Here is a 12,207-nt window from a genome sequence, read left to right on the forward strand (position 1 = left end):
AGGGGGGCGTCACGCGGGTTTTACGCATTAATGGGCGCTAAAGATCATCGGTAGTAGTCGTTCGGATAGTCCTGCTCCGGGCCCCGGCGGTGGTTGCCACGGCCGTTGTCCTGCGCCGGAGGCTGCCCGGCGTACCCGGGCCAGGTGCCCTGAGCGCCGTTGCCCGCGGCCGGAGGGTCGGGCCAGGCGGCGGCGGGGGCGGTGGTGATGTCGCCCGTCTCGTAGGCGCCCGGCCCGAACGGCGACTGCGGCGGCGTCGGGGCCGAGAGCACGTCGTCGTAGTTGGAGACCGCGCGGGCGGGCGCGGTCGGGGTGCCGGTCGCGGGGGAGGGGGCGGTGAGCGGGTCGGAGTCGTCGGCCACGGCCCAGCCGGCCCGCACCTCGTAGGAGGCGGGATAGGAGGAACGCTCGGCGGGCTGCTCGAACGCCGGCCACGAGCTCGCGCCGGGATAGGCGGCGGCCGCGGGGGCGGGGTCGTCGAAGATGTCGGGAGAGGCGGGCCAGGAGCCGGACGAGCTCGCCGCCGCGGGCGGGTAGGTGGTCTCCAGGGCGTCGGCGCCGCCGTACGCGGGGAACGGGTCGCTCGTCGGCGCGCCGTGGATGGGCCCGGCGGGGACGGCGGGGAAGCTGCCGCTGGAGGCGGGGTTCACCGGGTTGCTCACCGGGCTCGCCGGGTTGCTCACCGCGGGGAACGAGCCGCTGCCGCTCACCGAGGGCTGGGCCGGGAACGAGCCGCTGCCGCCGCTCGCCGGATAGGCGTTGGAGGAGACCCCGTTGGAGGCCACCGGGGCGGGCCTGGCCGCCGGGCGCTCGGCCCGCGCGGGCCGGCTCACGGGCGACGACTCGGGACGGGTGGGGGCGGGCACCGGCTGGGCGCCCGCGCCGAGGATGCTCATCACGTCGGCCGTCGGGGCCGCGAAGGTGACGGTGCGCTGGTCGGCCAGCTCGGACTGCGAGGGAGTGGCGCGCTTCTGCGGCTCGACGAGGTCGGCCAGGTTGGCGGCCGCGGGCTGACGCTGGGGGAGGGGGGCCTGGACGGTGGCGGCGTTGGGGTCGGCGCCGGCGGTCGCGGGCTGCGGCTTGGCGGAACGGCTGGACCGCTTGGCGGGCCGCTCGGAACGGCGCTCGGCGGGCCGCTCACGCGGAGCGGTGCGCTCGCGTTCCGCGGGCCGCTCGCGCTCGGCCGTACGCTCACGCTCGGCAGGACGCTCACGCTGGGCCGGACGCTCGGCGGCGGGCCGCTCACGCTCGACGGGGCGGGAGGCGCCCTTGCGCGCGGCGACGGTGCCGCCGGCGCCGAAGCCGCCCTCCTCCGCGTCGCTGCGGATGTTGGCCCAGAACTCCTCGTCGTCGTCGTCCGTGCTCGGGTTGCCCCACTCGTCGACGCCGCGCCTGCCCCGCTGACCGGTACGGACCGGCTTCGGTTTCGGCTCGTCGATCGGGCTGAAGTCGGGGCTGAAGTTGGCCATGCGCGGCTCGTGCGCCGCGAACTGGTCCGTGGAGCGCGTGAGCGTGTTCTCCTCCTTCTCGGCCATCTCCTTCAGCCGTTCCGGAGGTAGCGAGCTCTCCCTGCGGTTCATGGAGCGCATGCCCAGTGCCACGACAGCGAGCACGGCGAGCACGACAGCGACCAAGCTGATGACGACCGCGATCATTGCACCACCCTCAAAGTCATGGCCTCCCTCTGGCACCGATGAGATCGCGCGGCCATCGACGCGACCTGCCCCCTTTGATCACCAGTGCCTAACGATTGGATCTGATTGTGTCGGACCACTATGAGAGTTGTCACACCCTACGTGAAGAATTGGTACACCGGTACTACATGTCGTATTTGACTGCTCACTCAATGTTCACCGCGGTGAGCCTGCCGCGGGCGATGGTCTGATCCGCGATCTTCTTCAGAACTTCGGGAAGCTCGGAGCCTCCCGGCAGATCGACCTTGCCGTCCAACGTGTAGACGGTGAACCGGTAGCTGGCCCGGTCCTGGCAGGGGGGCTCGTAGCCCACCTTCCCGCTGGTCACCTTCGCCTGCCCGGATCCCTCGGGGGGATCGGCGGCGGCATCGGGGCCGAGCTCGGTCGTGGTGGCCGGGATGTTGTACAGCACCCAGTGCACGGCCGACTCGGATGACGTGTGGCTGTCGACCACGATGGCGATCGACTCCGCCTCGGACAGGGGCTGGCTCGACCAGCGCAGCGGCGGACTGCCCTGATCGCCCCGGCAGGAGTATTCGCGCGGCAGCGGCTCGCCGTCGCGCAGCTCGGGGCTCGCGACGTTGATCTCCGCGATGTCCTTCGCCTCTGACCTGCCGAAAAAGCTGCCACAACCCGCCAGCGCGAACGCGAGTGCCACCACTGTCACACTGACAGTGATGCGTCGCATGCGTGATGCCGTGTTACACAGCCCCATGCCGGATGATGCTACGCGGGTCTCGGCGGTGCGCAGACCGTTTCTCGATGGTCGGTGGTAGGTAAAGGATCCGAAAACTGCCGGAATGACGGCATCCGCGTAGTGAACTTGGCCACAACGGAGCCGGTAGGAGCGCCAGGTCGGGGGATGATCCGGACATGCCGGCGGACCATTTCTGGGCTGCGCGTTCGCCGCGGCCGCACATGGAGGCGGTGCGGGCCCTTGGCCGTCGCTGACGGGGCCATCGTTCCATTAACGGGTCCGGACGAAAAATCGGGTGCGCCAGGTCGCGCCGTTCGGCTAAAGGGGCTTGCCCGATGGGGTGGCGTTCGCGGGCGAGGGCGCGGACGGCGGCTGCCACGTTGCGTTAGGCGCTCGCGCTGTGGTGCGGTCCCCGCGCCGCCCGAGCCTGGCTGGCACGAACGTGGCGCCGCCGACGTGGCCAAGCTCGACAGCCTGCGGCCGGGCCGCCAACGAGCATGCACCCGCGTGAAGTCCCCGGGTGGCAGACACGCCGGAGCGTCCGGCGGATCTTTACCGGCCCGCTGGCAGATCACCCCGGCGGTTCGCACCCTAAGCTGGCTTTGTGACGTCAAATGGCCCGCTGCGCGATCCGGCGAACCGCGTCTCGCCCAAGGCCGTACGGCTGTGGTTGCTGGAGTCGCTGATCGCCTTCGTGTTCTTCGCCGGCATCTCGCTGCTGCTCTCGCGGTGGGCCGGCGGATGGTCCTGGGTGCCCGCCTGGTTCGCCCGTGACCCGTGGCTGCTGCCGGCCGCGGTCGTGGTGGCGACGCTGCCGTTCCTCGCGGCCGAGCCGTTCGTACGGTACGCCGTGCATCGCTGGGAGCTGTCAGGAGACGTCGTCTACGCCAGGTCGGGCTTCCTGACCAGGGAGTGGGTGTTCGTGCCTGTGAGCCGCATCCAGACGGTCGACAAGGGGCAAGGGTGGTTCGAGCGGATGCTCGGTCTGGCCACCCTGGAGATCCGCACGGCGTCGCACGCGGGCTCGTCCACGATCAAGGGGCTCGACTACCGGGTGGCGGCCGGGCTTGCCGAGGAGCTGGCCCACCGGGCCGAACAACTGAGGGACGACGCGACATGACCGGCCCCCACCCGGACGACCCGCCTTCTTCGTCAGATCCGTCCGGACCCGTCGACCCGTCCGGACCCGTCGACCCGTCGCGGTCCAGCGCCCCGCCGCCACCGCATGACGGGCGGCCTCCCGCGCCGGTGCCTCCTCAGGGCGGCGGATGGTCGCCGCCGGCCGGGCCGCCCCCGGACGCCCGGGAAGGCGGACACGTCCCGCCTCCGCCGGGTCATCCCGGTATGGGGCCGGGGCCTGGACCTGGGCCGTTTCCCGGGCCCGCCGTACGGGTTCCGCAGCGGCTCAGCCCCAAGGTGCTGCTCATCGACCCGGTGCGCATGCTCCCCTCGCTGCTCCTTCCCCTGGTCGGCGTCCTGTTCGTGGGCGGTTTCTCAGCCAGGTCGTACGGCTACGCCGCCGCGGGCGTCATCGGCGCCGTGGTGTTCGCGATCATCCGCTGGGCCACGTTCACGTACGAGATCGTCGGCGACCGCCTGGAGACCAAGCGCTCGCTGATCAGCCGCTCCGTCCGTACCATCCCCCTGGAACGCATCCGCGGCGTCGACGTCTCCACCCCGCCCATGCACCGGCTGCTCGGCCTGACCATCCTCAAGATCGACACAGGGGCGAGCGGCGGCGAGGAGGAGGCGAAGCTGGCCGGCGTCACGCCGGAGGAGGCCGAACGCCTCAAGGCGGTGCTCCTGCGCCGCACCGCCGAGCCCGTGCCGCACGCTCCCGGCGAGGCGGCGCCGGCCGCCGGGCCCAGGGAGCGCCCGATCATCGCCGTGCCGCGCAGGTGGCTGCTGTACGGGCCCCTCTCGGGCGCGTACCTGCTGACCCCCTTCGCCTTCGCCGGCGGCCTGGTGGGGCTGGCGTTCCAGTGGGGCGACGAGCTGGGGTTCAGCCGGGACACCGCCTGGAACGCGGGCGAGTGGCTCTGGGAGCACCCCTACCTGCTGCTGGCGCTGGCGGTGCTGCTGGTGGTGGCGATGCCGTTCGCGGGCGGCCTGATGTACGCGATCTTCAACTGGGACTTCACGCTCAAGCGCCGCGACGGCTACCTCGTGGCCGAACGCGGGCTGATCAACCGGCGCAGCGTGTCGCTGGAGTCGCAGCGGGTACGCGGCTACGAGATCGTGGACGGCCTGGCCGAACGGTGGGCGGGCGTCACCCGCGTCTGGGCCATCGTCACCGGGCTCGGCGACTCGGAGACGCGGGGGCAACTGCTGCCCGACGTACCCCGCGACGTGGCCTTCCAGGTGACCGGCGACGCGATCGGCCCCTACCGCGGTGAGCTCAGGCCCCATCCGCCGGTGGCGCGCCGGCGGCGGCTGTTCCGCGCCGTCTTCCCCTGGCTCCTCACCGCCCTGCTCGCCGCCGTCGCGGCGGCGCTCACCGGGGCGGTGCTGTGGTGGGTCCTGCTGGTGCTGCTGCTGGCCATGGCCGGCATCGGGGTGCCGCTCGGACTCGACCGCTACGCCTCCCTGGGCCACGGCTACGACGGGGTACGCCTGTCGGTACGGTCCGGCTCACTGCGCCGCGCCCAGGCCGTGGTCGAACGCCGGGCCGTGGTGGGCTGGCGGCTGCGGCAGACATGGTTCCAGCGACAGGCCGGAGTCCTCACCCTCATCGCCGGGGTCGGGGCCGGCAAGGGGGGTTACTCGGCCATCGACGTGTCCCTGCCACAGGCGGTCGGCTTCCCCACCGAGGTGACCCCGGAGTGGCTCACACCTTTCCTGGAGCACGACAAGCCCTGACCGAGGACTCACCGGTGACAGTCCTGATGCGGCCGGGGCAGTTCGGGTTCGCCCGGGCGGTCCTGGCCTGAACCCGGTCAGGCCGGGCTCGGCCCGGTCGGTTCAGGGCCCGTGCTGGTCAGGCTTGGGTCGTTCTGATCAGTCCTGGCGGCGGGCGCCGAACATGATCTCGTCCCAGGTCGGCACGGAGGCCCGGCGGCCCCTCGAACCCTTGCGCGCCTGACGGGCGGCCGGAGCGGGCGGCGGAGAGGGCACGGGCACGGCCGGGTCCTCCTTCGGCTCGTCCTTGGCCGCGCGCGCCGCCGGAACCGCAGGAGCGGGCTTCGGCTTGGGCGCCGGGGGCTTGCCCTCCCGAGCCGGCTGCTCGGGCGCGGGCCGCCCCGCCTTCTTCTGCGCCGCCAGCTTCGCCGGGGTCGGCGTCTCAGATTCGGTCGCCGCCGCAGGAGCGTCTTCGGAGGCGGGCGTCTCTTCCTGAACGGCCGCCGCCTGGGAAGCGGGTGCCCGTTCGGGAGCGGGCGTCGGTTCGGGAACGGAGACCGTCTCAGAAACGGGCGTCGCCTCAGGAGCGTCAGCGGCCTCGGGGACGGGCGTCGCGTCGGGAGCCGGCGTCGTCTCGGCGGCGACCTCGGCGGCCGACTTCGTCTCGTCACCGGTGGACGGCTCGGCGGTGGCGGCTGTTCCGGTGCTGGTCGTTTCGGCGGTTGCCACTTCCGAAGCGGACGCCTCGCCGGCGACCTCCGCGCCGGTGGCCGGAGTCTCGGCAGCGCTCGTTCCCTCGGGGGTCGCAGCGGTTGCCGGGGTGGTACCGGTGGCGGCCGACGCAGCGGCGGCCGTCGTCTCCGAAGTCGCCGTGGTCTCGGAAGCAACCGTCTCGGGAGTGACCGTAGCCTCGGCAGCGACCGTGGATTCGGCGGCAGCCGTGGAAGCCGTGGAGCCGGTAGTGGTGGACTCGGCAGCCGTGGAGCCGCCAGTCGCCGGGGTCTCGGCAGCGGCTGTGGCTGCGGTCTCAGTAGCCGGCGTCGTGTCGGTTGCGGCCAGGGTCTCTGATGCGGCCCCGGGCTTGGCGGCGCTTTCGACGGTGGCTGTGGAGCCCGGAGCAGACGTGGTCTGGGCCGGGACCGTGTCCTTGGCCGTGCCCGTCGTCTCGACCGCGTCCTCGGCTGTGCCCGTCGTCTCGGTCGTTCCCCTAGCCGTGCTCTCGGCCGTCGAGTCGGATGCGGTTGCCGTATTCGAGGCGGTCGTCGTCTGGGACGAGGACGCCTGGGATGCCGCAGCCTGAGATGCCGCAGTCTGGGACGCGGTCGTCTGAGGCGTGGTGGCCTCGGACATGGTCGTCTCGGCCATCGTCGTCTCGGGCGTAGGCGTCGTCCCGGACGCGGTGGTCACTTCGCTGACGATCGGCTTCTCGTTGTCGGCCTGCTGCTCGGCGGCGACCGGCTGATCGGCGGTGGTTGCAGCCCCCGGGGCTCCGGCCGTGGCGGTCTCGTCGCTCTTGGCGGGCTCGGCGGCAGTGGCCGTGTCGCCGGCTTCGACGGCCTCCGCGTCAGTGGCCTCGGCGGCGGTCTCGCTGCTCTCGACGGGCTGGGCCGGTGCGGATCCGGACGCGAGCTCGGGCTGGGCCTCGGTCGCGGGAGTCACGGCCTTCGCGGCGGGAGCGGGTGTCGTCTCCGAGGTGGCCGTGGCAGCGGGCTCTGCGGTGGTGGATTGCCCGACCACTTCCACCGTGATGTCCGTGGAGGCGGCCGGCGCAACGGATGCGGTGGCCGCTTCCGTGGCGGTCCGCGAGGTGTCCTCCGCCGTGGGAACGGATGCGCCGGTGCCGGCCTGGCTCGCTGCAGCCCCGGGCGGCGCGTCCGCCCGGACGACGGCGGTCTCAGCCTGAGAGGCCGGCTCAACCTGGGCGCTCGGCTCGGTCTGGGTGCCCGACCCGGCCTGGGTGCCCGACTCCGTGTGGACGGCCGGAGACGTGGGCTGGGCAGCCTGAGCCTCGGGTCGCGCGGTGACCGTCTCCGCCTGGGCGGTCGGTCCCGTTTGGTGGGTCGGCGGCGTGGGCTGGACGGCCTGAGTCTCGGGCTGCGTGGTGGCTGTCTCAGCGTGGGCGGCCGGTTCCGTCTGGCGGGCCGGGTGCGCGGGCTGGGCGGATGGCGGCTCGGACTGGGTGGTCGCCGTGTTGCGCAGGTCGGCGACCGGCTGAGCCTGGGCGGGGGAGAGCGCGTCGGCGGGTGCCTGCGGCTGTGCCGTCTGCCGGTCCTGGGCGGACGTCGGCCCGTTGGGGCGGTGGTCCTGGGTGGGCGCGGGACGGTGCGAGGGGCGGTGGTCGTCGGACGGAGTGAAGTGCTGGTCGGCGTGGGACGGGGTGTCGTCGGTGGGCGGCCAGGGCGTGGGGCGGGAGGACGGCGGCGTGGCCGGGGCGTAGATCGAGTCGGTCTCGCGGTCGCCGGAGCGTCCCGCGCCGAAGTCGGGCAGCCACGGCGAAGACCCGCCGCGGCGGGACGAGGTGTCGCCGGGGCGGGTGTGGCCGGTTTCGCGGGCGGGCGGTTCGGGCCGGTAGGGCTCGCGTACGGAGTCCTGCCGGTGGCCGGGGTCGGCGCGGTGGCCGGAGTCCCTGGCAGGGGAGTCGTGGCGGGCGGCCGGTTCCTCGCCCTGGTCGTAGTCCTGGCGCGGGCCGGGGGCGAAGGGCGCCTCGCGCGGCGGCGTCTCGGGCGGCCGGGTGTAGGCGGTCTCCGGCGACCGGACCGGCGGGGTGTAGCCGACGGCCGGCTCCTCCGGCTCGCGGCGTACCACCGACGGGAACGGCAGCGCGTCGGAGGCGAGCGGCGGCACCGGCTGCAGCTTGGCCACCCGCGGCGCGAACGGCATCACCGTGGTGTCCTCCACCACGGCGGGATCGGGGTCGAAGTCGGCGGACGACAGCCGCAGGGCCTCGTCGTCGTGGGGTGTCACGTGCCGCTTGCGCGGGTCGAAGAGCCACTCGGCGTGGCGCGTGTGACCGTTCCACACGTAGCCGAGCTTGACCCGCCACAGGCCGTCGTCGCGCTTGGCGGAGTCCCAGTCGATCTCGTCGGTGGGCACGCCGCGCCTGGTCAGCCGCTCCGCGACGAGGTCGCCGAGCGTCGGCCCGGGAGCGGACTCGCCCGGCATCCGTACGGCCACACGTTGCGCCTGCTGGGCGACGTACTCCCGCTCCTGCAGCACCGGCCCCTCGAACCAGCGGACGCGCTCGACGGGGATCCCGGCGGTCGCCGCGATCTCCTCCGCCGTCTCTCCGGCTCGGATGCGGGCCTGGATCTCCTTGGGGCGCAACGGACTCTCCACTTCGATCTCGTACTGGCCGAGACGGGAGAAGTTGCCGCGGACGGCAGCACGGAGCCGGTCGTCCACGGGAAGCGTGAAGCGCGTACCCCGTCCGGCAGTAGCCAGCACGAGGTAGGTGCCGTCCTCACTTACCGCGACGAGTCGGAGCTCCTGCATGCGAGTCCCTTCGTCAGCGTCGCCATTCTTCCCCCGGACCCTTGAGTCTCTCGCGTGTGCCGGTTGCCTGCCAGCACCGTACCCGGCATGTCCGAACATCGCCTTCCTGGGATAGCCCGCAGGCGTTGTGACGCCGGTCACATTTGTGGAATCCATCACTCTAGAGCCCGCCATCGCGCATGAGGAGGTTAGATGCCCTCGACGGGTTCTGGCGAATCGCGGCACGGGTGGGTGTGCACTTCAGCCACGTGGCGAGCGCGGCGGGGCCGGCTTCGGGGTGAAGTTCCAGGTGACGGGCGGCGGCGCCGGCGAGATACGGGGTGTGCGGAGAGTATGCCCGGCCATCCGGAGTGACGTGACATGTGCCGGTGGATGAGGCTCCGACCACGAACACGCCTTTACGTACCAGCGACCGCGCGGCGCGGTCGAGGGCGGGGGAGCCGGCGCCGTCGATCGCCATGCTCGTCACGGCGGGTCCTCTGGCGTGCCTGCGGATCCAGTCCAGCCCGGCCAGGACGTCCGACAGCGTGCCCGAGCCGCCGCAGCCGAGCACCCGGACGGAGGCGAGGCCGGCCTCCGGCGCGACGCCGTGCGTGCGGGAGGCGGACTGCGTGCCGTGGCCGCCGCAGTCGCGTCCGGTGCCGCCGGTGGCGTCGAAGGCCCGCCAGGCCCGGTCACCGAAGATCCGCCGGCCCCCGGTCTCCGTGCCCGTCTCGACGCCGCTGTCCACGACGTACACGGTGACGCCCGCGCCCTCCGCCTCCACGGCGTACGGGCGGGAGGGTCTGGCGCCGGTCATGGGGCGGATCTGGCGGTCGGGCTCGATCGAGCGCACCCGCCGGTCGGCGCGCAGGTCGTCCAGCTCGGAGGCGGTGAGGAAGGTGGCGAAGCCGGGCAGCGCCGAGGTGTAGTAGCGGCGCACCCGCCAGCGGACCTCGCCGACGAGGTCGCGGGCGGCCACCCGGCTGCGGGCGATGACGATGTACGGGCGGGCGGGCTCGGACAGCGAGGGACGCAGGGCGAGACCCGAGGCGGGCGTCATGGCGGAGGGTACGGCGGTCGCGGCGGCCGTGGCCACGGCCGCGGCGAGGTAAACGGAGGGCAGGCCGAGTCGTCGGGGCACGAGCTATAAGGGTGCCTGTCGCGCAGGTCACAGGAACAACAGGACACGCACTCGCGTCTATTCACGAGACAGCTCTTTACCAACACCGAACGCATGACGAGGAAGGACTGAACCGGGGGATGAGTGACGGGCAGCGGAGGTTCGAGCTGAGCGTCCCACAGATCCTGGGCAGTGCCCTGGCCGCGGTGACGGCCGCGGTGGCCGCGTCGTACCTGGGCGTGGCGGGCACGGTGATCGGGGCGGCGGTGGTCAGCGTCGCCAGCTCGGTCGCGACGGCGATCTACACGCACTACCTCAAGCGCACCGGAGAACGGGTCAAACACCACACCCTGGTCCCGAAGGGGGGACGCGACCCCGAGCAGGGCGGCCTGCTGGCGGCCGCCGCGCACGCGACCCCGGCCGACCGGGAGACGACCCCGCGCACGGCCTCGGGTGACGCTGGGAGCACGCTGGTGATGCCGGCCGTACGCGGGCCGGGGCGCGGGCTGCCGTGGATCAAGGTCGGTGTGGCGGCGGCGACGGTGTTCGCGGTCAGCATGGGGAGCATCCTGGTCTACCAGGCGGTGGCCGAGCGGACGGTGCACGAGCAGGTCACCGGGAAGGCGCCGGTGAAGGCGCGCGAACACAGGACGCCGGTCACCCGCGAGCCGGAGAACCGGGCGCCCGCGTACCCGCCGCACACCTTCACCCGCGAGCCCGCCACCCCGACCCCGACCCCGACGCCCACGCCGACCCCCACCCCGACCCCGAGCAGGACGCCGGACGCGCGTCCCACGCCCACGCCGACGCCCACCCGGTCGGAGCCGGTGGAGCCGTCGCAGGGAACGACGGACGCGCCGCCGCAGGAGCAGCCCGAGCAGCCGGACGGGACCGACGAGGCGCCGTCGGCCACCGAGGAGCCGTCTCCGCCCGCGGGCCGGGACGACCCGGAAGACCATCCCGCCGGCCGGGACCGCCTCTGGTGACCTGTCGTCCGGCCGGGGGTGGTCCGTGGTGGCCGGCTGTCCGGCCGGAGCGTCCCCTGGCGACTCGCTCAGCGGCGGGATGACGGGTCGGCGGGCTGAGCGGGGTCAGCCGAGCACGGTGTCCAGGTAGTCGTTGGTGAACAGGCGCCCCGGGTCGAGGCGGTCGCGCAGGGCGGCGAAGTCGGCGTGGCGCGGGTACACCTTGGCCAGGTAGGCGGCGTCGCGCGTGTGCAGCTTGCCCCAGTGAGGACGCCCGTCCAGGCGGGTCATGATCTCCTCGACGCCCGCGAAGTAGGCGGGGTTCGGCGTCGGCCGATAGACGTGGCAGGCGACGTACGCCGTCGGCCGCCCGTACGCCGTGGACAGCCACGCGTCGCTGGGCGGCGTCACCCGCACCTCCACCGGAAAAGTGATCTTCCAGTCCATCCGCCCGATCAGGTCCCCGGTCTCGCGCAGGGCCTGGGCCAGGCGCTCGCGCGGGACGGCGTACTCCATCTCCAGGAAGCGCACGTCCCGCCGCGCCGTGAACACCTTGTACGACGCGTCCACCGACTCCGAGTCGCCCAGCGCCGCCGCGCTGACGGCGTTGATCTTCGGGATGAGCCCGGGGGAGCGGGCGCCGAGCGCGCAGGCGGCGCCGAAGAGGGTGTTCTCCAGGAACACGTTGTCCAGCCAGTGCCGCACCGCGCCGGGCGGCCGGGCCGGGCCCGGGCTGCGGTTGTTGGTCTTGACCAGGCAGGCGTCGGTGTGCGGCAGCCAGAAGAAGTCGAGGTGCTCGTTCGCCGCGGTCAGGTCGTCGAGCGAGCGCAGGATGTCACTGAGCGCGAGCTTGCGCCGCCGGTTGTGCAGCAGGAACGCGGGTTCTACCCGGAACGTCACGGCCGTCAGGATCCCGAGGGCGCCGAGCCCCACGCGGGCCGCGTCGAAGAGGTCCTCGCCCGGTGCGGCGGTGGTCACGGAGCCGTCGGCGAGGACGAGTTCCAGCTCGGCGACCTGGTCGGCGAGGCCGCCGCTGTCGCGGCCGGTGCCGTGGGTGCCGGTCTGGATGGCGCCGGCGACGGTCTGCTCGGTGATGTCGCCCATGTTCGCCAGGGCCAGGCCGCGTTCGGCGAGCAGTTCGTTGAGCGCGCGCAGCGGGGTCCCGGCCGCCACGGTGACGAGGCCGTCCCCGTACGACCTGATCCCCGTCAGCGCGCCGGGGCGGAGCATGATGCCGTCGGTCAGGGCCACTCCGGTGAAGGAGTGGCCCGTCCCGATCATGCGGACGCGCCGCCCTGAGGCGGCGGCGTCCCGGACGGCGCGTACGACGTCCTCGACGGAGGCGGGGGTACGCACCTCGGCGGGGGTGCCCGACTGGTTGCGGGCCCAGTTCACGAAGGTCACGAGCACCCCTTGGAA

General features: G+C 73.1%; 8 protein-coding genes. 3 read left to right on the forward strand and 5 right to left on the reverse strand.

The genetic code is table 11. From position 1 onward, the window contains the following. Positions 1-44: 44 nt before the first annotated feature. Together B0I32_RS00740 and B0I32_RS00745 are read right to left on the reverse strand one after the other, a co-directional pair. Positions 45-1,655, reverse strand: a complete 1,611-nt coding sequence (locus B0I32_RS00740; RefSeq protein WP_106234036.1) for a hypothetical protein — start codon at positions 1,653-1,655, stop codon at positions 45-47. Positions 1,656-1,839: 184 nt separating this feature from the next. Then, positions 1,840-2,409, reverse strand: coding sequence for a YbhB/YbcL family Raf kinase inhibitor-like protein (locus B0I32_RS00745; RefSeq protein WP_245955434.1), 570 nt, complete (start codon positions 2,407-2,409; stop codon positions 1,840-1,842). A gap of 586 nt (positions 2,410-2,995) precedes the next feature. On the opposite strand from B0I32_RS00745, the gene B0I32_RS00750 reads away from it, so the two are divergent. Further along, positions 2,996-3,511 (forward strand): PH domain-containing protein, encoded by a 516-nt coding sequence (locus B0I32_RS00750; RefSeq protein WP_245955435.1) that lies wholly within the window; start codon positions 2,996-2,998, stop codon positions 3,509-3,511. 224 nt (positions 3,512-3,735) lie between these two features. After that, complete coding sequence (locus B0I32_RS00755; protein WP_245955436.1) at positions 3,736-5,250, forward strand: PH domain-containing protein; 1,515 nt, start codon at positions 3,736-3,738, stop codon at positions 5,248-5,250. 138 nt (positions 5,251-5,388) lie between these two features. Here B0I32_RS00755 and sepH read toward each other — a convergent pair whose 3' ends face one another. Next, positions 5,389-8,721, reverse strand: coding sequence for a septation protein SepH (gene sepH, locus B0I32_RS59540; protein WP_245955437.1), 3,333 nt, complete (start codon positions 8,719-8,721; stop codon positions 5,389-5,391). Positions 8,722-8,881: 160 nt separating this feature from the next. Beyond that, positions 8,882-9,844, reverse strand: a complete 963-nt coding sequence (locus B0I32_RS00765; protein WP_146177992.1) for a protease inhibitor I9 family protein — start codon at positions 9,842-9,844, stop codon at positions 8,882-8,884. A 119-nt stretch (positions 9,845-9,963) separates the two neighbouring features. Here B0I32_RS00765 and B0I32_RS57390 point away from each other — a divergent pair, with 119 nt between their 5' ends. Next, positions 9,964-10,809 (forward strand): hypothetical protein, encoded by an 846-nt coding sequence (locus tag B0I32_RS57390; protein WP_181306884.1) that lies wholly within the window; start codon positions 9,964-9,966, stop codon positions 10,807-10,809. Between the two features lie 105 nt (positions 10,810-10,914). Here B0I32_RS57390 and B0I32_RS00775 read toward each other — a convergent pair whose 3' ends face one another. After that, complete coding sequence (locus B0I32_RS00775; protein ID WP_106234800.1) at positions 10,915-12,192, reverse strand: D-arabinono-1,4-lactone oxidase; 1,278 nt, start codon at positions 12,190-12,192, stop codon at positions 10,915-10,917. Positions 12,193-12,207 lie beyond the last annotated feature (15 nt).

Origin of the sequence: Nonomuraea fuscirosea (assembly GCF_003001935.1) — a bacterium.
Classification (GTDB): Bacteria; Actinomycetota; Actinomycetes; order Streptosporangiales; family Streptosporangiaceae; genus Nonomuraea; species Nonomuraea fuscirosea.

Bases quoted from the DNA above. Each gene is read 5' to 3' on its own strand.
- B0I32_RS00740 (WP_106234036.1), bottom strand. From the start codon at position 1,655: ATGATCGCGGTCGTCATCAGCTTGGTCGCTGTCGTGCTCGCCGTGCTC.
- B0I32_RS00755 (WP_245955436.1), top strand. From the start codon at position 3,736: ATGGGGCCGGGGCCTGGACCTGGGCCGTTTCCCGGGCCCGCCGTACGG.
- B0I32_RS00745 (WP_245955434.1), bottom strand. From the start codon at position 2,409: ATGGGGCTGTGTAACACGGCATCACGCATGCGACGCATCACTGTCAGT.
- sepH (WP_245955437.1), bottom strand. From the start codon at position 8,721: ATGCAGGAGCTCCGACTCGTCGCGGTAAGTGAGGACGGCACCTACCTC.
- B0I32_RS57390 (WP_181306884.1), top strand. From the start codon at position 9,964: ATGAGTGACGGGCAGCGGAGGTTCGAGCTGAGCGTCCCACAGATCCTG.